The 21,331-nt window shown below is 67.3% G+C and carries 19 protein-coding genes and 2 tRNA genes; 3 read left to right on the top strand and 18 right to left on the bottom strand.

All coding sequences use genetic code 11. From position 1 onward, the window contains the following. From AC3A3W_RS06160 to AC3A3W_RS06150, 3 genes are all read right to left on the bottom strand, one after another. Positions 1-1,136: DEAD/DEAH box helicase (locus tag AC3A3W_RS06160; protein ID WP_487441163.1), on the bottom strand; the 1,136-nt coding region annotated here is incomplete at its 3' end. Then, the gene (locus AC3A3W_RS06155; RefSeq protein ID WP_487441161.1) at positions 1,133-2,170 is read right to left on the bottom strand and encodes a DAK2 domain-containing protein; all 1,038 of its coding nucleotides are present in this window, start codon (positions 2,168-2,170) and stop codon (positions 1,133-1,135) included. The genes AC3A3W_RS06160 and AC3A3W_RS06155, both read right to left, overlap by 4 nt. A 22-nt stretch (positions 2,171-2,192) precedes the next feature. Further along, on the bottom strand, positions 2,193-3,218 hold the full coding sequence (locus tag AC3A3W_RS06150; RefSeq protein ID WP_487441160.1) for a thiamine-phosphate kinase: 1,026 nt from the start codon (positions 3,216-3,218) through the stop codon (positions 2,193-2,195). A 103-nt stretch (positions 3,219-3,321) separates the two neighbouring features. Between AC3A3W_RS06150 and AC3A3W_RS06145 the strand changes: the two genes are divergently transcribed. Continuing rightward, positions 3,322-3,879 (top strand): DUF3515 family protein, encoded by a 558-nt coding sequence (locus tag AC3A3W_RS06145; protein ID WP_487441158.1) that lies wholly within the window; start codon positions 3,322-3,324, stop codon positions 3,877-3,879. A 73-nt stretch (positions 3,880-3,952) separates the two neighbouring features. Here the strand turns inward: AC3A3W_RS06145 and AC3A3W_RS06140 are convergent, their stop codons facing one another. The 6 genes from AC3A3W_RS06140 to leuC all read right to left on the bottom strand — a co-directional run bounded on the left by AC3A3W_RS06140 (position 3,953) and on the right by leuC (position 10,513). Then, entirely contained in the window at positions 3,953-5,098 is a 1,146-nt protein-coding gene (locus tag AC3A3W_RS06140; RefSeq protein WP_487441156.1) for a D-alanine--D-alanine ligase family protein, read from the bottom strand. 2 nt (positions 5,099-5,100) lie between these two features. After that, on the bottom strand, positions 5,101-6,153 hold the full coding sequence (locus AC3A3W_RS06135) for an NAD(P)H-dependent glycerol-3-phosphate dehydrogenase (protein ID WP_487441154.1): 1,053 nt from the start codon (positions 6,151-6,153) through the stop codon (positions 5,101-5,103). After that, positions 6,150-6,896, bottom strand: coding sequence for a lysophospholipid acyltransferase family protein (locus tag AC3A3W_RS06130; protein WP_487441153.1), 747 nt, complete (start codon positions 6,894-6,896; stop codon positions 6,150-6,152). The genes AC3A3W_RS06135 and AC3A3W_RS06130 overlap by 4 nt, the downstream gene beginning before the upstream one ends. 9 nt (positions 6,897-6,905) lie before the next feature. After that, positions 6,906-8,231 (bottom strand): UDP-N-acetylglucosamine 1-carboxyvinyltransferase, encoded by a 1,326-nt coding sequence (gene murA / locus AC3A3W_RS06125; RefSeq protein WP_487441151.1) that lies wholly within the window; start codon positions 8,229-8,231, stop codon positions 6,906-6,908. 215 nt (positions 8,232-8,446) lie between these two features. Continuing rightward, a complete protein-coding gene (leuD, locus tag AC3A3W_RS06120; RefSeq protein ID WP_487441149.1) occupies positions 8,447-9,049 on the bottom strand; it encodes a 3-isopropylmalate dehydratase small subunit in 603 nt (200 codons plus the stop codon). A 9-nt stretch (positions 9,050-9,058) separates the two neighbouring features. Next, positions 9,059-10,513 carry a 3-isopropylmalate dehydratase large subunit gene (leuC, locus tag AC3A3W_RS06115; protein WP_309987158.1) on the bottom strand — a complete coding sequence of 485 codons (1,455 nt, stop codon included), beginning with the start codon at positions 10,511-10,513 and terminating at the stop codon, positions 9,059-9,061. A gap of 111 nt (positions 10,514-10,624) precedes the next feature. Between leuC and AC3A3W_RS06110 the strand changes: the two genes are divergently transcribed. Beyond that, positions 10,625-11,344 carry an IclR family transcriptional regulator gene (locus AC3A3W_RS06110; RefSeq protein WP_043420062.1) on the top strand — a complete coding sequence of 240 codons (720 nt, stop codon included), beginning with the start codon at positions 10,625-10,627 and terminating at the stop codon, positions 11,342-11,344. A gap of 67 nt (positions 11,345-11,411) precedes the next feature. After that, positions 11,412-11,960, top strand: coding sequence for a DUF1697 domain-containing protein (locus tag AC3A3W_RS06105; RefSeq protein WP_487441147.1), 549 nt, complete (start codon positions 11,412-11,414; stop codon positions 11,958-11,960). Between the two features lie 20 nt (positions 11,961-11,980). Here AC3A3W_RS06105 and AC3A3W_RS06100 read toward each other — a convergent pair whose 3' ends face one another. The 9 genes from AC3A3W_RS06100 to AC3A3W_RS06060 form a co-directional block, all read right to left on the bottom strand. After that, a complete protein-coding gene (locus AC3A3W_RS06100; RefSeq protein ID WP_487441146.1) occupies positions 11,981-13,597 on the bottom strand; it encodes a GTPase in 1,617 nt (538 codons plus the stop codon). After that, positions 13,594-15,459: a dynamin family protein gene (locus AC3A3W_RS06095; RefSeq protein WP_487441145.1), complete on the bottom strand. Its 1,866-nt coding sequence runs from the start codon at positions 15,457-15,459 to the stop codon at positions 13,594-13,596. The genes AC3A3W_RS06100 and AC3A3W_RS06095 overlap by 4 nt, the downstream gene beginning before the upstream one ends. Continuing rightward, positions 15,389-16,444: an acyltransferase family protein gene (locus tag AC3A3W_RS06090; RefSeq protein ID WP_487441143.1), complete on the bottom strand. Its 1,056-nt coding sequence runs from the start codon at positions 16,442-16,444 to the stop codon at positions 15,389-15,391. The genes AC3A3W_RS06095 and AC3A3W_RS06090 overlap by 71 nt, the downstream gene beginning before the upstream one ends. 126 nt (positions 16,445-16,570) lie before the next feature. Then, positions 16,571-16,646: transfer RNA gene (locus tag AC3A3W_RS06085), tRNA-Glu, on the bottom strand. 131 nt (positions 16,647-16,777) lie between these two features. After that, positions 16,778-16,849, bottom strand: a tRNA-Gln gene (locus AC3A3W_RS06080). A 331-nt stretch (positions 16,850-17,180) separates the two neighbouring features. Further along, positions 17,181-17,936: an HAD family hydrolase gene (locus AC3A3W_RS06075; RefSeq protein ID WP_487441141.1), complete on the bottom strand. Its 756-nt coding sequence runs from the start codon at positions 17,934-17,936 to the stop codon at positions 17,181-17,183. Continuing rightward, positions 17,936-19,459, bottom strand: a complete 1,524-nt coding sequence (gltX, locus tag AC3A3W_RS06070) for a glutamate--tRNA ligase (RefSeq protein ID WP_487441139.1) — start codon at positions 19,457-19,459, stop codon at positions 17,936-17,938. The genes AC3A3W_RS06075 and gltX overlap by 1 nt, the downstream gene beginning before the upstream one ends. A gap of 130 nt (positions 19,460-19,589) precedes the next feature. Beyond that, on the bottom strand, positions 19,590-20,366 hold the full coding sequence (locus tag AC3A3W_RS06065) for a fumarylacetoacetate hydrolase family protein (RefSeq protein ID WP_487441138.1): 777 nt from the start codon (positions 20,364-20,366) through the stop codon (positions 19,590-19,592). Between the two features lie 66 nt (positions 20,367-20,432). Continuing rightward, a complete protein-coding gene (locus AC3A3W_RS06060) occupies positions 20,433-21,230 on the bottom strand; it encodes an MBL fold metallo-hydrolase (RefSeq protein ID WP_487441136.1) in 798 nt (265 codons plus the stop codon). Between the last annotated feature and the right edge of the window lie 101 nt (positions 21,231-21,331).

The following is a 21,331-nucleotide window of genomic DNA, read 5'->3' as shown; positions in this document are numbered from 1 at the left end:
GTGAGCAGGCTCACCTGGACGGTGTGGTCGCCCAGGCCGCCGAGCAGTCCGTCGCTGGCGAGAGGGCCGAGCGTCCGCCGGATGGAGTCAAAGTGCTGTGCGGCGAGGACTTCCGTGGGCGCCAGCAGTGCGGCTTGTCCTCCGGCATCCACCACCTGGAGCATGGCCCGGAGCGCCACGATGGTCTTGCCGGAACCAACTTCGCCCTGCAGCAGCCTGTTCATGGGGCCGTCCTGCGACAGCTCGCCGGCGAGGGTCTTGCCCACGGCGGACTGGCCCGCGGTCAGGGTAAACGGAAGCTGGCGGTCAAAGGCGGCCAACAGCCCGTCAGGCACCGGTCTCCGGGCCGTTGCTTCCTCGGCAGCCAGCTGGGCTCGCCGGCGTGCCAGGGCCGACTGCAGAACCAGCGCCTCCTGGTAGCGGAACCGGTCACGTGCCCGGCGCCAGTCCTCGGGTGTCTGCGGGGCGTGGATCAGGCGGTACGCCTCCGGCATGGGCAGGAACTTCTCACGGGCCGAAATGGCGGCCGGCAGCGGGTCCGCCAGAGCACCGAGGTCCACGGTGTCCAGCAGCGTGGAGATGACCTTCTGGATGGACCAGCTGGTGAGCTTGGCGGTGGCCGGATACACGGGGATGGGCATCGCCGCAAGCTTTTCCGGATCGATGCCGGGAGTGTCGGGGTCTTCGTCGAGCAGCAGGAAATCCGGGTTGGTCAGTCCCAGCGACCCGCCGTAACGGGTGACCTTGCCGGAGAACATCGCGCGGCGGCCGGGCTGCAGCTCGGCCCTGGCGCGGTAGCCGTTGAAGAAGCTGACCTTCAACGTTCCCGGAATCCCGGCGCCGGGGTGGCCCTGCCGTGGCGGGCTGCCGGCGTCGTCGGAAATCACGACGTCGGTCAGGGAGCCGCGCCGGGCGCGCATCTGCCGGGTGCTGTTGGAGATGACCCGTGCGATGAGCGTCACTTCCTCATCAAGCGGCACCTCGCTGATGGGCGTGAGCTCTCCCCGGCTCAGGTATCGGCGCGGAAAGTAGTTGAGCAGTCCGCCCACCGTGGTGATGCCCAGGTGTTTTTCGACGACGGCGGCGGAGCGCTTGCCGATCCGGCGCTCCAGGCCCAGTTCAAGCTCGGTGCTCATCGTCCATCAAGGCTCCGGGCTTCAAGGCTCCGGGCGTCGAGGCTGTGGGCATCAAGGCTCTGGGCATCTGCCACCAGCGGATCGGGGTCCCGCGGCAGGGCAAGCTCGCTGACAGAGACGTCCGTGGGCTGCCCGAGGGTACGGATCATCTCGAGGGCGGGGCCGGAATCCAGGACATGGGCGTGAACGCGCCAGCGGTACCGGCCCTCCGGATCCGGCGACCGGTCCACCTGGCTCATGATCACCGAATCCCCAAGTTCATCGAGGCGCTGCCGGAGGGTGGCGGCGTCCAGCGGCGACAGGGTGACGGTGCACATGACCTCCACGCCGTCGTCGTCCGGCAGGTCGGTATGGATGTGGGGATCCTGCACATCGTAGCCGTGCAGACCGTCCAGCAGCTCGTTCTGGAGTTCCCCGCCGAGCACCGCCGACCGCAGGCAATCGAGGATCAGGAGCATTCCCACCCCGCCGGCGTCCACGACGTGGGCGGCCTGCAGGGCATCCAGCTGCGCCTCGGTGCGGATGACGGCGTCGAGGGCGGCCCCCACCGCCGCGTCCAGCACCATGCCCAGGGCCTGGTTGCTGTCATTTCCGTTCTGGGCGGCGTCGACCGCGGCCGCTGCCCGCGCCGCTGCCTCCATGACGGAGAGCATGGTTCCGGGAACGGGATCGCTGAGGGCCGACCAGGCCCGGATTTGTGCCCGGTTCAGCGCTGCGGCCAGCAGCGTGGCAGTGAGCCGGGTGTGCCCGGACAGGGGCTCGGCGGCGGCGCACAGGAAAACCGAAAAAAGCGTGCCCGAGTTTCCCCTGGCCTGCTCCATCGCGGCCTGGCCTGCTGTGGCGAGGACTGCGCCGACGTCGTTCTGGACCGTGCCTTCCGGCGGGGATTCCTGCAGCGCACGGGTGGCCGCCCGAACGGTCAGGTAGAGGTTGGTGCCGGTGTCGCCGTCCGCCACCGGGAAGATGTTGATCGCATTGAGGCGGTCGCTGTGGTTCCCCAGGGCGGTCTCTGCCTTGCCCAACCAACGCTTCATCGCTAGCGCGTTGGCGGCAATCTTAGTCTGCAAAGTGATCCCATCCCACGGAGTCGGCGGGCCGTCCCGCGATCTTTACGCCCGCCGCTTCATGCGTGCCGCGGGCCTGTACTGAGCCTATCCCAGTGAAGCCGGGCGGCAGCTGAACGTCCGGGGGAAATGTGGCGAGCAGGCCGTGGTCCTCGCCGCCGCCCAGCACCCAGGCCAGCGGATCGGCGCCGAGCAGCGCGGCGGCAGGCTGCAGCGGCGCTGTCAGCGTCCTCAGCATCCCGGGGTCCAGGTCGAGAACCACGCCGCTCGCGATGGCCAGCCTGGTGCCGTCCCGCACGAGGCCGTCGGAGATGTCCATCATGGCGGTGGCCCCCGATATCCGGGCCAGCGGTCCGGCCTCCAGCGGCGGCTCCGGGCGGCATTGAAGGTCAAGGAGCTGCCGCAGGTCCGGACCGAGCGACTCCACCGGGTGCTGCGACTCCAGTAGGGCCAGCCCCGCTGCGGCCCGGCCGGCATTCCCTGCGATCGCCAGTGTATTGCCCGCGGCCGCCCCCGACCGGAGCACAGGCCGCCCTCCGCTGAGGGTGCCGAGGACCGCCACCGTGACAGACAGCTCGCCGCCGCGGCCCAGGTCCCCGCCCGCGACGGAGCATGATCCCGCACCGAGCTTTCCGATGGCGGCGGAGAGTCCGTCCGCCAGGTCCTCGACCCAGTCCACCGGGGTATCCGCCGGCATGGTCAGGCTCACCACCATCGAGGTTGCGGCAGCTCCCATGGCATTGATGTCGCTGAGGTTCTGGGCGGCGGCCTTCCATCCGACGTCATAGCCGGTGGTCCGGTAGCCGTTGTTCCATCGGAGCCGGAAATCCTGGTCCTGCACCTGCGTATCGATGCTCACGACCGTCCGGCCGTCCGGCGCGGCGACGACGGCGGCATCGTCCCCGGGCCCAAGCAGAACCGCAGCGCTGTGTGCCGCGCCGAGCTCCAGCCGCGGAAAAATCCGCGTGAGCAGTTCGGCTTCGGACAGTTCTGCGACAGTCAGTGGTGTTTGTGGCACGCCACTACGCTACCGCGGCGGGCCGACATTGTTTCCTGCGGGAGTCCGCCGCCCGGTTACGATTCAGGCAATTCCGGCGGCCGCTCCGGGATAGGGTTAACTTATGCATTGCCCCTCCCCCGCCCGTGAACCAGCTGGAAACAGATCAGCTCGAAGCCTTTGGCTCCGCGGACCGGACGGACGACGGCGCACCGCGGCTGTCCTCGCCGTGACGGCAGCCGCCGCGCTTGCCCTGGCCGGCTGCGCCCCGGCCGTCGACGTTGCGCCCGCCGCGGATGCGGCGGACCCGGGTTGCGCACCCATGATGGTGGCGCTCCCGGACGCCATCGGCGATCACCGGCTCCGCAAAACCAACAGTCAGGCGACGGCCGCGTGGGGAGATCCGTCCCGGGTCATCCTGCGCTGTGGCGTCAACGTCCCGGGGCCCACGACGGACCGCTGTGTCAGCGTCAACGACGTGGACTGGGTCATCAAGGAGGGCAATCCCGTGTGGACACTGACCACGTTCGGGCGGGAGCCGGCCACCGAAATCCTGATGGACCCCGAAAAGATCAGTTCGGCCACCGTGCTCGCTGATCTCTCCGCCGCAGCCGCGAAGATCAAGGCGAGCCGCAATTGCGTGGGCCAGGAGGACCTCCAGGACCTGCCCAGCAGCAAGTAACGGGCCAGGTGCTGGGCCCACGCCGGCAGGGTTCCCTGGCCGAAGCGGAGCGAGGTTAGGGTGCCGGTGGGGACTAGCGGAGTCCGGTCTTGCGCGTGAGGGCCAGCTGGATCAGTTCGTCGATCAGGTCCGGATAACTCAGGCCGGAAGCAGCCCACATCTGCGGATACATGCTCTTCGGCGTAAACCCGGGCATGGTGTTGATCTCGTTGATGATGACCGCTCCGTCAGGGGTGTAGAAGAAGTCCACCCGGCTCAGGCCTTCGGCTCCGACGGCGTCGAACGCCACGGCGGCGAGCTCTCGAACCCGCGCTATGGCTTCCTCGGGCATGTCGGCGGGGCAGCTCAGTGCCGCGGCGTCATCGACGTACTTGGCGTTGAAGTCGTAGAACTCGTGGTCGCCGGCGGCCACCGTGATCTCGCCAGGCAGGGACGTCCGGGGCGCGTCGGAGCCGCGGCCTTCCAGCACCGCGCATTCGATTTCCCTGCCGACGATGCCCGCCTCAATGACGAGCTTGGGGTCGTGTTCGCGGGCGGCTTCAATCGCCGCGTCAAGGTCATCGAGCGAATCCACCTTGGAGATGCCCATGGATGATCCGGCGCGCGCCGGCTTGACGAACACGGGGTAGCCGAGAAGGTCCACGCGCTTGCGCACAGATTCCGGGTCGATGCGCCACTGCCGGTCCGTCACGGCGATGTAGGGGCCCACCTGCAGGCCTGCGGCCTCGAACACAACCTTCATGAAGTGCTTGTCCATGCCCACGGCCGATGCCAGCACCCCGGCGCCGACGTAGCGGGTGTCCGACAGCTCCAGGAGCCCCTGGATGGTGCCGTCCTCACCGAACGGGCCGTGCAGCAGGGGGAAGACGACGTCCACTGTCCCGAGTTCCCGGGGAACCTCGTTGGGCGACGCCACGATGAGCTGGTGCTCCCCGCCGATTTGGGCCAGTGTCACCGTCTGGTCCGACGGCGCCACCTCGGGCAGCGAGGATGACGCGAGCGACCATTGCCCGGTGTCGCCCGCGGCGAGGACCCATTGGCCGGACTTCGCGATCCCGATCGGAATGACATCGTATTTGCTGCGGTCGATCGCTCCCAGCACGCCGGCTGCGGTGACGCAGCTGACAGCGTGTTCGCTGGAGCGGCCACCGAAGAGCACCGCAATGCGGGGTTTGCGCGTGGTGGCGTTGTCCGCTGCGGTCAAGTTTTCTTCCGACACTGTCAGTAATCGCCTTCGGGTTTCAGTTCCCGGGCCAGCAGGAGCGGCCCCAGTTGGTCAACGGACAATTTTCCGGCCAGCACCGCGACCACGGCCGCGGTGATGGGCATTTCGACACCGAGCTTACCGGCTAGTTCATGGACTGCCTGGCCGGACTTGATGCCTTCGGCGGTTTGTGTCATCTTTTCCGCCACTTCGTCCAGGGTGAGGCCCTGGCCCAGCAGGCGGCCGGCGGTGTGGTTCCGCGAGAGCGGCGACGAGCACGTAGCCACAAGGTCACCGAGGCCGGCCAGGCCGGCCATGGTCTGTGCCTCCCCGCCCAGGGCGAGCGCCAGCCGGGAGGTCTCGGCGAGCCCGCGGGTGATCACCGAGGCCTTGGTGTTGTCCCCCATCTGCTTTCCTTCACAGATTCCCACGGCCAGGGCGATGACGTTCTTGACGATGCCGCCGATTTCGACGCCGACGACATCCGAGGTGGTGTAGGGGCGGAAGTACGGTGCGGTGCAGCTCCGCGCGATCCAGCCGGCCGCCGCGGAGTCCGAGCAGGCCACGACTGAGGCCGTGGGCTCCTCGCGGGCGATTTCCATGGCCAGGTTCGGCCCGGAGACGACGGCAATGCTGTCATCCGGGATATCCAGCTCCTCCCTGATGACCTCGCTCATGCGCGCGTCGGTGCTCAGCTCGAGGCCCTTCATGAGGGACACCACCAGGGCGCCCGGTTCCAGCAGGCCCTTCCACTCGCGCAGCTGCAGTCGCAGTGACTGCGCCGGCACGGCGAGCACTACCAGGTCGGCACCGGCGAGCACTTCTGCGACGTCGGTGGACGCCGAAATGCTCGGCGGCAGTTCGACGTCGGCCAGGTACTGGGGATTGCGGTGCAAACTGTTGATCTGCTCCACCACCTCCGGGCGCCGGCCCCATATCCGGATGCGGCGGTCAACGCCAGAGGCGGCGGCGGCATCGGCGAGGATCTTGGCGAACGTAGTTCCCCAGGATCCGGCGCCGAGGACCGCTACCGACACGGCGGAGCCATTCCGGGACTGCCCAGGCGTCACTTGCCGCCCCGCTCAACATCGCGGCCGTGCTTGGTCTGGTTGTGCGCGGCAGGATCCCAGCGGTTGGCAGGGGCCTGCTCGCCGCGGAGCTCGGCGAGGAGGGCGGTAACGGCGTCCATGATGACCTCGGTGGCCTCCATGAGGGTGGCCTTGTCCCTCGGCCGCCCCTCGAAACGGGAGAGGTCCACGGGATCCCCGACCAGGATTCTGGACGTTTTCCGCGGAAACAGGTGGAACCGCTTCGCATACCGGGGGAAGACCTCGTGGGCGCCCCAGTGGGCCATGGGCACCACGGGGATGCCGCCCTCGAGCGCCAGCCGCGCGGCCCCGGTGTGGCCCTTCATGGGCCAGAGGTCGGGGTCGCGTGTCAGCGTGCCCTCCGGGTAGATGACAATCGCCCCGCCCTCGGCCACAATCTCCTTGGCGAGCTGCAGCGAGCGGTTCGCTCCCGCCGTCGAGCGTTCCACCGGAATCTGTTTGACGGCGTGGAGCACGCTGCCCAGCACCGGCACCTTGAACAGGCCGGCCTTCGCAAGGAAGTGCGGTGCCCGCTTCTGGTTGTACAGCATGTGCCCGATCACCACCGGATCGATCTCTGTGCAGTGATTGGGTGCGGCAATGAAACCGCCGGCGGGCAGTTTTTCGGTGCCTTCCCACTTCTTGTTCATCATCAGGTTCAGCAGGGGCCGGGCAATTCCGGCAATGATCACAAAGGTGATGTGGCTTTTAGCCGATTCCTTCACCGGGCCACGCTACTTCGCAGCAGTGATGTCGAAGTCCGCCCCGAGGCCTGCCAGCTTTTCGGTGAAGCGCTCGTAGCCGCGGTTGATGATGTCGATGCCCGTCACCCGGGACGTGCCTGTGGCCGCCAGGGCGGCGATGAGGTGGCTGAAACCGCCGCGCAGGTCCGGCACATCGATGTCCGTGCCCTTGAGCTGCATCGGACCGGAGATGACGGCTGAATGCCGGAAATTGCGCTGGCCAAAGCGGCACGGCACGCTGCCCAGGCATTCCCGGTGGACCTGGATGCTGGCGCCCATGCGGATCAGGGCGTCGGTGAAGCCGAAGCGGTTCTCATACACGGTCTCGTGCACAATCGACACGCCCTCGGCCTGCGTCAATGCCACCACGAGCGGCTGCTGCCAGTCCGTCATGAAGCCCGGGTGGACATCGGTCTCAAGCACCAGCGGCGAGAGCTTGCCGCCACGGTGGTAGAAGCGGATGCCGTCGTCGCCGATGTCCATGCCGCCGCCCACCTTGCGGAAGGTGTTCAGGAACGTCATCATGTCGCGCTGGGAAGCGCCTTCGACGAAGATGTCGCCGCGGGTCACCAGTGCAGCGGACGCCCAGGAGGCCGATTCGTTGCGGTCAGCGAGAGCCCGGTGGTTGTAGCCGCCAAGGTCACGGACCCCTTCAATGCGGATCGTGCGGTCCGTCTGGACGCTGATGATGGCGCCCATCTTCTGCAGCACGGCAATCAGGTCGACGATCTCGGGCTCGGTGGCCGCGCCGGAGAGTTCCGTGATGCCCTCGGCTCGCGTCGCGCTGAGCAGGACCTGCTCCGTGGCACCGACCGAGGGATACGGCAGGGAAATCTTGGCCCCCTGGAGTCCCTTCGGCGCGGAGATGTGAATGCCGCCCGGGCGCTTCTCCACGACGGCGCCGAACTGGCGCAGCACGTCCAGGTGGAAGTCGATGGGGCGGTCGCCGATCTTGCAGCCGCCGAGGTCCGGAATGAAGGCCTCGCCGATGGCGTGGATCAGGGGCCCGCACAGCAGGATCGGGATGCGGGAATCGCCGGCATGCGCGTCGATGGCCGTGCTGGAGGCCGTCTTGGCGTCCGTTGGATCCAGGGTGAGGTCACCACTGACGGGATCCTTCTCGACCGTGACGCCGTGCAGCTGAAGCAGGCTGGTGACAACCTCGACGTCCTTGATTTCCGGAACGTTCCGGAGCACTGACGGCTCGTTGCCCAGCAACGCCGCCACCATGGCCTTGGGTACAAGGTTCTTGGCACCGCGGACGTGGACACGGCCAGTAAGCGGGACGCCTCCGCGGATTGTCAGAACACTACTCATTTACCGGTTTCCTCACGACTACTCGCCCCCCAAATCCTTACAAAGGCACCAGCTAAGCATATGAGCTTGCGTTACCGAACCGAAATACGCCCTGTTCCGCCGCAGGCACAATGGCCGGCGGGGCACGGTAAAAGGCCCGCCGCATTGCTTGCGACGGGCCTCCCTTGGGGCCTTCCGGCCTTGCTCTCGGGCCAGGCCCTTGCTGCCGAGGCTGCCTAGGACAGTTTGGCCGGCAGGGTCTTCGGCTTGAAGGCCGGCCGCGTGGCCTCGTAAGCGGTGATGTCTTCCTCGTGCTTCAGGGTCAGGCCGATGTCGTCCAGGCCTTCGAGCAGGCGCCACCGTGTGTAGTCGTCGATCGCGAACGGGGCGACCAGGTTGCCGCAGGTGACGGTTTTGGACACGAGGTCCACCGTCACCTCCGTGCCCGGGGCATTTTCCAGTGTCTTCCAGATCAGCTCGATGACATCCTGGGCGAGCTCGGCGGCCAGCAGGCCCTGCTTGCCGGAGTTGCCGCGGAAAATGTCAGCGAACCGGGATGACAGCACGGTCTTGAAGCCATAGTCCTTGAGCGCCCACACGGCGTGCTCACGGGAGGAGCCCGTGCCGAAGTCCGGACCGGCCACAAGGACGGAGCCGGCGTTGAACGGCGCCTGGTTCAGGATGAACGAGGGGTCCTTCCGCCAGGCCGAAAACAGCGCGTCCTCGAAGCCGGTGCGGGTAATCCGCTTGAGGTAGACAGCGGGGATGATCTGGTCCGTGTCGACGTTGCTCTGGCGCAGCGGCACGCCGATGCCGGTGTGGGTGGTGAACTTTTCCATGAGGTCTTCCTAGGCTGCGTCGGTGTGGAGGGCTGCGGATTCCGGTGCCGGGTCAAGGTCCGACGGCGAACTCAGCGTTCCGCGCACGGCGGTCGCTGCCGCCACCACCGGCGACACGAGGTGGGTGCGTCCGCCCTTGCCCTGGCGCCCTTCGAAGTTGCGGTTGGACGTGGAGGCGCAGCGCTCCCCCGGTTCCAGCTGGTCCGGGTTCATACCCAGGCACATGGAGCATCCGGCGAAACGCCATTCCGCGCCGAAGTCCTTGAAGACCCTGTCCAGGCCTTCGGCCTCCGCTTCAAGGCGGACCCTCGCCGAACCCGGGACCACGAGCATGCGGACCTGGGGATCCTTCTGGCGGCCGCGGATGACATCCGCCGCGGCCCGGAGGTCCTCGATGCGTGAGTTCGTGCAGGAACCCAGGAAAACCGTGTCAACCCGGATGTCCTTCATGCGGGTTCCGGCCTCCAGTCCCATGTACTGCAGGGCGCGTTCCGCCGCCGCCTTGGCGTTCTCGTCGCCGAAGTCGTTGGGCGAGGGCACCTTGTCCGAGAGCGAGACACCCTGGCCGGGGTTGGTGCCCCAGGTCACGAACGGCTCGAGCGTGTCGGCGTCGAGGTCCACCTGGGCGTCGAAGACGGCGTCGTCGTCGCTGCGGAGCGTGTTCCAGTACTCGACGGCGGCGTCCCAGTCGGCGCCTTCGGGCGCGTGCGGGCGGCCCTTCATGTAGGCGTAGGTGGTTTCGTCCGGGGCCACCAGGCCGGCGCGGGCACCGGCTTCGATGGACATGTTGCAGATGGTCATCCGCGCTTCCATGGACAGGGCCCGGATGGCCGAGCCGCGGTACTCCAGGACGTAGCCCTGGCCGCCGCCGGTGCCGATCTTGGCGATCACCGCGAGGATGATGTCCTTGGCCGTGACGCCGGGACGGAGCGTGCCCTCGACGTTGATGGCCATGGTCTTGAACGGCTTGAGGGACAGTGTCTGGGTGGCCATGACGTGCTCCACCTCGGACGTGCCGATGCCCATGGCGAGCGCGCCGAATGCGCCGTGCGTGGACGTGTGCGAGTCGCCGCAGACCACGGTCATGCCCGGCTGGGTCAGGCCCAGCTGCGGGCCCACCACGTGCACGATGCCCTGTTCGGCGTCGCCGAGCGAGTGGAGGCGCACACCGAACTCCTGGCAGTTGTTGCGCAGGGTCTGGATCTGGGTGCGGCTGGTGAGGTCGGCAATTGGCTTGTCGATGTCCAGCGTGGGAGTGTTGTGGTCCTCAGTTGCGATGGTGAGGTCCGGGCGGCGCAGCTTGCGGCCGGCCAGGCGCAGTCCCTCGAAGGCCTGCGGCGAGGTCACCTCGTGGACGAGGTGAAGGTCGATGTAGAGAAGGTCCGGCTGAGCGTTGGCGCCATCGCCGTCGCCTTTGCGCACCACGTGCGCGTCCCAGACTTTCTCGGCCAATGTGTTCGCCATGGCCTTCTCCCTTCACAGCTGTTGATTGTTGGTTCCACTGAAACAGCAGAGCCGTGTAATACGCCAGTCCAAAGATTTGCATCTCAGATAATGAGACGGCAATATCATTACATGGACAATTCTAGTGGAGTCGGTGTCATTGATAAAGCGGCCCAGGTGCTCGATGCACTCGAGGCCGGACCCACGACTCTGGCGCAGCTCGTCGCCGCCACGGGGCTGGCAAGGCCCACCGTGCACCGGCTCGCGCTGGCGCTCGTTCACCACCGCCTGGTGAGCCGGGACATTCAGGGCCGTTTCGTGCTGGGCAGCCGCCTGGTGGAACTTGCCTCGGCGGCCGGCGAGGACCGCCTCATCGCGTCGGCCGGCCCGGTGCTGATGCAGCTGCGCGACGCCACCGGCGAGAGTGCCCAGATCTTCCGCCGCCAGGGCGACTGGCGCGTCTGCGTCGCCTCCGCCGAGCGGCCGATTGGCCTCCGCGACACCATCCCTGTCGGCACGCAGCTTTCCATGAAGGCGGGCTCCGCAGCCCAGGTCCTGCTCGCGTGGGAAGACCATGACCGCCTGCTGGAAGGCCTGCAGTCAGCCCGCTTTACGCCCACTGTTTTGGCAGGAGTACGACGGCGGGGTTGGGGCCAGAGCCTCGGCGAACGTGAACCGGGGGTCGCCTCGGTGTCGGCGCCGGTCCGCGGACCCTCCGGACGGGTAATCGCCGCCGTCTCCATCTCCGGTCCCATTGAGCGGCTCACCCGCCAGCCCGGCCGGCTGCACGCGGAAGTCGTCTGCAACGCAGCCCGGGTCCTGACAGAGGCGCTCCGCAAGAACAACGACTGACGCTTCCCGGCTCCGGCCGTCGGCGGCGTTGCCCGGGAGCCGCGGCCGCGGGCAGTATTCTGGGCCGATGACCAGCTATGCAGTCTTCCTTCGCGGCATCAACGTGGGCGGCATCACCATCAAAATGGCGGATCTCAAGGAAGCCCTCAAGTCCCGCCCCTTCGACGGCGTGAAGACGCTCCTGGCCAGCGGCAACGTGGTGCTGACCAGCGACCTGGAACCGGCAGCCGTCAAGAAGGAATTCGAGGCCTGCCTGCGGGAAGCCTTCGGCTACGACGCCTGGGTGGTGGTGCTGACGGGCTCGCGCGTGGCGGAGCTCGTCGAGGCGTGCCGCTACCCGGCGGACGATAAGGCCACACACACCTACATCACGCTGGCCTCGGACACGGCAGCGCTTGACGAGCTGTTCACCGCCGGGGAGGCGCTCGGCGGGGTGGAACAGACCCGGCTGGGTCCGGAGGCGTCGGCCTGGCTCGCCCCGGCAGGCGGGACCCTGGACAGCCCCTTCAGCAAGCTGTCGGCCAAGCCGAAGTACAAGTCTTCGACCACAACGCGGAATCTCCGGACCATGGTCAAGGTCCGGGACGCGGCGGCGGCTCTCGAGCCCGGCGGCTGAGTGCACTCAGCCAGTTCGCCCTAAGCCGCTGCTGCGGCCTTCACCGCGGAGTTGAAGGCTTTCAGGCGGCTGATTTCCACCTCCACGGGCTCCACTACAAGGTCTCCGGCGACGTCGGCGACGGCTGACGTGAGCCGCTTCCTCGCAGCCGAGGCCCGCATGCGAGCCGCCGCTGCCGTGATGAACTTCGCGGTGACCGCGAGGAGGATGCCCAGCGCGGCTCCCCCGGCGATCATGAGGGTGGGAACAGGCCAGCCCTCCACGCGGGGCACGTCCGGGACCGGAAGCTGGAGGTAGCCGAGGACGGCCAGCACGCCCAGCCACCCCAGCCCGCCGACGGCGGTCAGCAGGGCCAGCCACTGGATCACGTTGAAGACGCCCCACCACCAGGACTTCCGGCCGGCTTTCAGGTCAGTGCCGGCGATGGCCTGGTCCAGGGCATCCGGTAGCTGCTCCCTGCCTTCGCGGGCTGCGTTCCGGATGGACGCCCGCCATGGGCCGGGTGCGCCGTCGCTCGCTGCATCGGCGAATTCACGGACCGCGGCGTCTGTCCGGGCCCGCTCGGGTGCGCTGGCCGGGGGCAGGGAGGTCCTGTTCACTTCGGGGTTGGCGGCGCGCCGCAGGTTCAGGCGCCGCAGCGGATCCGGCCTGAACCGGACGAGCCACCGCGTTACCGGCCAGCCTGTGCTGCGGGTGGACTCCAGCCTGTAGGAGCGGCCTACGGCATCGACCACGAGAGGAACGTTGGCCGCGATGGCGAGCTCCTCCGCCAGCCGCGCCTTCGATCCGCCCTTCACCCCGGCTGCCTCGCCTGCCCCTGACGCCTCCAACAGCCGGGCAGAAGCCCTGGAGACATCGGCCGAGAGCCGGAGGAAATGGGCTGCCTTCCGGGCCACAACCTGGCGGATGGCGGCGCGGACCTTGTCCACTCCGGCACCGGTCAGGGCGGAAGCGCCCATGACCTGGACTGTGCCGAGGCCGTCGCGGGCAAGGATTCCTTTGAGCGATTCCAGCACCGGCGGCACGTCGGCTTCGGGAAGTCTGTCGATCTGGTTCAGCACCACGAGCGTGACGGCGGCGTGCGAGGCCAGCGGGGCCAGGAAATCGTTGTGTACGGCGGCGTCGGCATATTTCTGCGGATCCAGCACCCAGACGAGGACGTCCACCATGCCCACGAGGCGCTGCACCGTCTCGCGGTTTGCGGTCCTGGTCGAATCGAAGTCCGGCAGGTCAAGGAGGATGAGCCCGCTGGATTCATCCGCGAAGTCCGGCACAGGCCCGGCATGATGGCGCTGCCGCACGTCCAGCCAGTCCAGCAGCGCCTCGCTGCCTTCCACTCCCCAGACACTCGCCAGCGGTTCCGACGTGGTGGGCCGGCGGGCTGCCGCCGTCGCAATTTCAGCGCCGTTGACGGCATTGAACAGGGTTGACTTGCCGCTTCCCGTGGCACCGAAGAAGCCCACCACGGTGTGGTCCGCCGAAAGGGACCGCCGCGAGCTTGCCCGTTCCAGAACGTGGAGAACTTCACCGAGCGCGTCGTCCGGAAGGACGCCCTCCGCCAGTTCACGGGCATCGTTCAGGGCCTCAAGGCGGGTCTGCAGCCGGGTCGCTTCCTTGGCCAGGCCGTGGCGGCTCACGCGGCGTCCGCCAGCCGGGCAAGCAGCCGGGCTTGGCCCGCCAGCACGTCGGCTGATGCGCCCTGATCAAACGCCAGCCGCTCCAGGAAACGCTGCTGTTCAGCCTGCAGCAGCCGCTGGCAGCGGGCCTGGAGGTCCTCACGGGCAGTCCGGGCGAGCCGGCGCACGGCATCCTCGCCGAAAAAGGCCTCGAGCAGTCTCTGGCCGACGACGGCCGTGCCGCCTGCGATTCCGACTTCCAGTCCCGTCAGGCCTGCAGTCATGGAGAAGACCACCACCATCAGGGCGGCTCCGAGTCCGTTGATGCCGAAGGACAGCCACCTCGCCTGCGTTCGCTTGTCCTGGCCCTCGGTCCGGATCAGTTCCATCAGGCTCCCCTGCCAGGCCCGGATCTCCGCGGCTACGTCCTCTGCAAAGCCCGGCGTGGTTCCCGAGAGGTCGTCCGTGCCGAGCAGCTGGCGGCCGGCCGGGTCCGAGCGCCAGCGCCGGTCCGTGTCCTCGGCAGCATTGGCTGCTTCATCGACAATGACCGCCTGCAGCCCGGTTTCGATCGCGGTTTCCACCTTGACCGCGGGGGCGGGTTCGCCGCGGAAGAACGCGCCCATGCGGTCCCGGAAGCGGCCGATATTCTGTTCCACGCTCCGGAAGAATTCACCCGTACCCACGAAATCCTGCCAGCGCGCCAGTACCTCACCCCGCAGCAGGGCTCCGTCTTTGGTGGCGTTCAGGATCCGGACCAGCGCGTCCTGGTAGGCGCTGCGGGCATCGTCGCCCAGCACCCCGGCCGCCCGCGCCTGTTCGCTCGCGGCCTCCGCCACCAGCTGGACACGCTGGCCCAGTGCCTTCACCGTGCCGTTGAGCGTGCGGCGGGCAATGTCCGCCCTCCCGGCGGCGTCGGCCGCCAGGTTTCCCAGCCAGGCCCTGAGGGGCTCGACGGCGGCGGCCGGAAGCATGCCGAGCGGGTTGAGGGAGACTTCCGGAACGACGAACAGTGCAGCTTCCCCGAGGCCCTCGCGCGCCAGCATCGCACGCAAGTCCTCGCTGACTTCGGCTTCGGCCGCCGGCGGGACCCGGTCGAGTACGACCGCAACCATGATGTCCCGGGACGCCGCGTTCAGCAGCAGTTTCCAGGGGACGGCGTCGGCGTAGCGGTTGGCGGTGGTCACAAAGACCCACAGGTCAGCGGCCGCCAGCAGCTGGCCAGCCAGCTTGCGGTTGTCATCGGAAATGGAATCGACGTCGGGGGCATCAAGGAGTGCCACGCCCTGCGGTACCGCGGTGTCCCCCACCAGGACCAGCGACGAGACGGCGGCGGCGTCCGGCGCGGGGCCGGCCTGGCTGGCCGGGACCTCGGCAGGGACGACGACACCCCGAATGCGGCTGAGGCCCGGCAGGACGCGCAGGTCCTCAAACCATGCTCCGTCCGCCGGATGGTGCAGGAGTATGGGCTGCCTGGTGGTGGGACGGATTGCCCCTGCCCGTGTCACCGGGTGGCCCACCAGGGCGTTGACGAGCGTCGATTTGCCGGCGCCCGTGGAACCGCCGACGACGGCCAGCAGCGGGGCATCGAGGCTCCGGTAGCGCGGGAGGATGTAGTCATCGAGCTGGGCCACCGCATTGCGGATCTCGAGCCTGGTTTGTTCCGCGCCGGGCAGGGCCAGCGGCAACGACACGGACGCCAGGTCGCGGTGCACGGCCTCGAGCAGCGCCACAGCCCCGGCCGACTGCTCGGCGGGTGACTTTGGCCGGCGGCTGGGCGGCTCTGGCACGTGGGATGGGGTCACAGCTTCATCATGCCAGTTCGCGGAGCCTACGCAACGCGTCCTTGGACCGGCGCCAGCGCCGGGCCGGAACCTCAACATAGCGGCAGGACAACCAGGCCAGGGGTGCCACGATGAGCAATGCGGCTCCGGCGAAAATGAGTGGCGGTACCGCGTTATGGATTCCGAGGGAGGCAAGGACCTGCTGCACGGGCCAGCCGTAGATGTAGACGCCGTAGGAAATGTCGTAGCGGGACCCCACCGCGGAAAGCGGCAGCTGCAAGGACCCGGCCAGCAGAAGAACACACAAGGGCAGGTGTATCAACGACGGGGCAAATCCCAGACCGGCAATGACAGCCACCAGGACAGCGCAGACACCGATAGCACCGCGACCCGCAGGAATCCGGTCCCGGAAGAGGTATGCCAGCGAACCCGCCAGGAATGTCAAGACCGGCACCAAGGGCCAGTCGTAGGGCGCGGGAGAGACAAGCCATCCGGCATCAACGGCAAAAACGACTACGGAACCGAGAATGAAGAGGCTAAGCAGAGTCAGGCGGGCAAGCTCCGGGCGGCCGATTCCGAAGACCACGCCAACCAGGACGTAGCAGACGATCTCCCAAAACAGGGTCCAGAGCGGGCCATTCCATGACATGGGATCCGGCAGACCGTCCAGCGTTCCCGGGATGCCTGCAAGTGCTACCTGCGGCATCCCTGCACTCAGGTTCGTGGCGAAGTACATCAGCACGTCCGGCCATGCGAACCGCCTGCCGGCTACGGCAGCCGTCAGCGGCGCTATCACGAAGGCCACCACGGCGACGCACACGATGAGTCCCGGATAGATCCGCAGGAACCTCGCCCGGGCGTAGGTCCCGGCGGACCTCGCCTGCATCCTGCTCTGGGTAATCAGGTATCCGGAAATTCCGAAGAATCCGATGACGGCCCACGTCCCCAGCTTCACACCCCCTGGCTGCGGTTCGGGCCCGTATCCGCCCAACCACCACGAGTGGGACACGATAACCATTGCGGCCAGTACCAGCCTGAGGGCGTTGAGCGAATTCTTGCCCTCTGCGAACCTGTCCCCCAGCATGGATGTCCCCCAATGAGTTTGACTGGGTTCAGGGTATGGCAGTGGTCACATGTTGGCCATAGCGCCGTCAGGACGAAAAGGGGCCAGACAACAAAAATCCCCCGGAGCCTAAGCTCCGGGGGATATTGGTGACCCCAGCGGGATTCGAACCCGCGTTACCGCCGTGAGAGGGCGGCGTACTAGGCCGCTATACGATGGGGCCGAGTACTTTTCCGATCGGCATCTCTGCCATTCGGGCTAAGTGATTGTTTCACACACTTAGCAGCTGTTTCAAATCGGTAATTCGCTTTGAAACTTCCGAAAAACCTGCGGAATTCCGCGGATATTTCAGAGCTGGGATACCAGGACTCGAACCTAGAATGACGGTACCAGAAACCGTAGTGTTGCCAATTACACCATATCCCAATGGCACTTTCGGGCCGGTTTCGCAGGATCAATCCTGCGCTCCGAGCGCCTCAGCACGAGTAATTACTTTACCCGAGAGATTTGCCCTGCACAAATCGGCCCCCGAACCCCGCAGAAGATGACCCGCCCCGGCCACTTTCCGCACGGCACGGGCCCTGCCATAGCGCCAAAACCCCCGGCATTATGCGGAAGTTGCCGCGGGCACCCGCGAGGATAACGCCCGGCGACGCACCGCCGAGGCTCCCCGCGGAGGCCCGCACGCCGTCACCTTTTGCCTGTTAGCTGCATCACGTCCACGGGGGTGCCGGGCGGCGCGCAGGAAAAGCATGCGTTAGGCGGCCTGGTCCCGGGCCAGCAGCTCCAGCAGGGTGGCCACCTCGTGACCCTTGAAGTCCGGGGCTGACTCCCCGACGCGGTTCAGCCAAACGCCCAGCAGGCCAGCCGCCGTCGAGCCCTCAGCGTCGAGCAGCCGGTTGTCCCCGACGTACAGCGTGCTGTCCGCGGTGCTGCCCAGGAGACGCACGCCTTCCAGGTAGATGGCCGGATCGGGCTTGGGGACACCCACGGTGTCGGTGCCCACGAGAACATGGATCCGCTCCAGCCCGGCGCTGTCGAGCTTGACGCGCTGGTAGTCATGCACATTGTTGCTCACGGCACCGTAAGGCACGCCGGCAGCGTCCAGCGCGTCCAGGAGCGGCGTGACGTCTTCGAACGCCCTGACGTAGCTGGGCTGCAGCCGGGCATAGGAGCTGAGCCAGTTATGCGATTCTTCGCCTTCGCCCAGTTCGACGCCGAAGTGTCCCAGTGCCGCACGCCCCCGCAGCAGCCGCTGCTCGTTGAAGGTCAGCTCGCCAGCGAGGTAGCGGTCGTAGTAGTGCGTGGTTTCGTGCGTGAAGATCCTGCCGAATTTCTCCCACCCGGCCTGGTCCAGGCCGGGCAGAAGGTGTTCGCTGACATCGCGCAGCGCCGTTGTCATGGCGAATCCCAGGTCAACCAGGGTGTCGTCGATGTCGAAAAGGACGCCGCCCACAGCACCGAACCGGCGGTCCAGAACGGTTCCGGCTTCCACGGCCGCCTGTCCGGACATCAGCCGCGGAAGGCGCGAAGCCGCGCCAGTGACGATTCCCTGCCCAGGATCACCATGGATTCGAACAGCGGCGGCGAGATCCGGCGGCCCGAAATGGCAGTGCGGACCGGGCCGAACGCCAGCCTCGGCTTGATGCCAAGGTCCTCCACCAGCGCCTGCTTCAGGGCGGTTTGGATGTTTTCCGCGCTCCAGTCCCCCACCGGCTCGAGGGCGGCCAGCGCCGCGTCGAGGACCTCGTCCAGGTTCTGCGGAAGGCCCTTGCGGGCGTCGTCAGCGACGTCAATGGCGTCGTCGGCCTTGAACAGGAAGGCAAGCATTTCGGGGGCTTCGCCCAGCAGGGAGATGCGCTCCTGGATGAGCGGGGCGGCCTCGGCCAGAATCTCCTCCTCGCGGACGGTCAGCGTGTCCCCGACGAGTCCCGCGGCCCGGAGGTACGGGACCAGGCGTCCGCGGAAATCCTCCGGTTCAAGCATGCGGATGTGGGTGCCGTTGATGGCTTCGGCCTTCTTGATGTCGAAGCGGGCCGGGTTGGCCAGGACGTCGTTGACGTCGAAGTGCTCGATCAGCTGCTCCACGGTGAAAATGTCCTCGTCGGCGGACAGGCTCCAGCCCAGCAGGGAGAGGTAGTTCAGCAGGCCTTCGGGGATGAAGCCGCGGTCCCGGAGCAGGAACAGGTTGGACTGCGGATCCCGCTTGGAGAGCTTCTTGTTGCCTTCGCCCATGACGTATGGAAGGTGCCCGAAGACGGGCATGTAGCTAGCCACGCCGATGTCCATCAGGGCCCGGATCAGCACCACCTGGCGGGGGGTCGAGGAGAGGAGGTCTTCGCCGCGGAGGACGTGGGTTATCCCCATCAGGGCGTCATCGACGGGGTTGACCAGGGTATAGAGCGGGGAGCCGTCGGCGCGGACAATGACATAGTCCGGGATGCTGCCGGCCTTGAAGGTGATTTCGCCGCGCACCATGTCCGTGAAGGTGACGTCCTCGTCCGGCATGCGGACGCGCAGCACCGGCTGGCGCCCCTCGGCCTTAAAGGCCGCCAGCTGCTCATCGGAAAGATTGCGGTCGAAGTTGTCATAGCCCAGCTTGGGGTCGCGGCCGGCGGCCCGGTGCCGTGCCTCAACGTCCTCCGGCGAGGAATAGCACTCGTAGGCGTAGCCGGCCTCCATGAGCTTGGCCACCACGTCCTTGTAAAGGTCGAGTCGCTGCGACTGGCGGTAGGGCTCGTGCGGCCCGCCGACTTCAACGCCTTCCTCCCAGGTGATACCGAGCCATTTCAGAGCTTCGAGCAGCTGCTGGTAGCTCTCCTCCGAATCGCGCGCGGCGTCCGTGTCCTCGATGCGGAACACGAACGTGCCGTCGGTGTGCCGGGCGTGGGCCCAGTTGAAGAGGGCCGTGCGGATCAGGCCGACGTGCGGGGTGCCGGTGGGCGAAGGGCAGAACCGGACCCGGACAGGGGTGTCGGCGGTGACTTCACGGAGGGCGGAGCTGGAGACGGCATGGGGCGCAGAAGGAGTAGTCATAGTGACTCCAACTTTACCGCCTGCCTCAGAGGGGAATTCGTCGCAATCTCCCTTGTTGGCTGCACCCGGAAACAGAACAGCCGCCACGCGGATCCACGTGGCGGCTGCCGGCAATGCTGGCGGAATGGGGCTACCGGCGGACGATGGGGTTCGAGAGCCTGCCGATGCCCTCGATTTCGACTTCGAAGCGGTCGCCGGCCTGTACGAGATCCACGCCCGCCGGGGTACCCGTCATAATGACGTCGCCGGGAAGCAGGGTGAACGCGCTGGAAACGATGGAGACGAGTTCCCGGACACCGCGGATCATCTGGTTGGTGCTGCCGTCCTGGCGGAGCTCGCCGTTGAGCCTGCCTTTGATGGACAGGTCCTCGGGGTCAAGCTCGGTCTCGATCCAGGGGCCGAGCGGCGCGGAGGTGTCGAAGCCTTTGGCACGGGCCCACTGCAGATCGGTTTTCTGGACGTCCCGGGCGGTGAGGTCGTTGCCGCAGGTGTATCCGAAGATCACGTCGTCTGCGCGCTCTTCCGGGACGTCCTTGCAGATCCGCCCGATCACCACGCAGAGTTCAGCCTCGTAGGAGACTTCATCGGAGAACTCCGGAAGCACGACGGGGTCGTTCGGACCGACGACGGAGGTGTTGGGCTTCAGGAACAGGAGGGGGTACTGGGGCACTTCGTTCCCGAGTTCGCGGGCGTGTTCCGCGAAGTTGCGGCCCACGCCGATCACCTTGCTGCGGGGGATGATCGGCGCAAGCAGGCGGACGTCCTCCAGCTTGTGGCGGACGTGGGTGCGTTCCACACCGTTGAAGAAGGGGTCGCCGTTGATGACAGTGATTTCCTCACTGCCTGGCTCGCCTTCAACGACGCCGTAGAGGGGATCAGAATCAGCTACAAACCGGGCAATACGCATGGCCCCAAGCCTACAGTCTCGCCCGGGACCGGCCACCGCAGCCGTGCTTCCCGCTGCACGCCCGCGTCAGATCCGCTCGCGCAGGGTGCGCAGGTACTCCAGCTGGGCCGCCACCGAATTCTCGGCCGCGCGCCGCACGGACGGGTCGACGTCGGAATAGACGACGTCGGTGACGTCCCGGACACCGGCGTCCGCGCCCAGGCCGGCGAGGGCCGTCCGGATCTGGGTGAGGCGGTCCAGCCGGTGGCTGCGGTATGCGCGCACCACGGCGTCCAGGGCCGGCAGGACAGGCCCGTGGGCGGGCAGCACCGTGGCCGGTCCCAGCAATTCCAGCCGGTCGAGGGAGGACAGGTAATCGTCCAGCCGGCCGTCCGGGTGGTCCAGCACGGTGGTGCCGCGGCCAAGGATGGTGTCCCCTGTGAGCACGGAACCGGCAGGGCCGTCGAGGGGCAGGTGGAAGCAGACCGAATCGGAGGTGTGTCCCGGGGTGGCCAGGACCCGGACCTCGGTTCCGGCCACGGAGATGACCTCGCCGGGCTGGAGCGGCGTCCCCGCGGTGCAGTGCGCCGGGTCGGCTGCGCGGACGGGAGCACCCGTCAGTTCGTGGAGGCGGACAGCGCCGGCGGTGTGATCAGCATGGTGGTGCGTGATCAGGATGAGTTCGACGGGACCGGCACCGGCCAGCTCCTGCAGGTGCGTCTCGTCCAGCGGTCCGGGGTCCACGACGGCGACGCCCGGGTGGCCGGACGCAGCAATGATGTACGAATTGGTGCCGTCCAGGCTCATGGGCCCGGGATTCGGGGCCAGGCGGTACCTGGTCAGGGTGCTGCTGACGGCGAAGGCTGGTGGCGTGTCCGGACTCACAGACCCATTCTTGCATTTGAGCGGAAAACTGCACTGAGCCGAAACCGGCTCTGCGGAAACGCCGACGGCGGGTGGCCGGCCAGGTGCCTCGACAGCACCCG

The sequence above is a fragment of the Arthrobacter sp. Soil_N43 genome (genome assembly GCF_057655195.1).
Note: the sequence above shows the minus strand (reverse complement) of the source record. Positions and strands in the feature narration are given on the sequence as shown.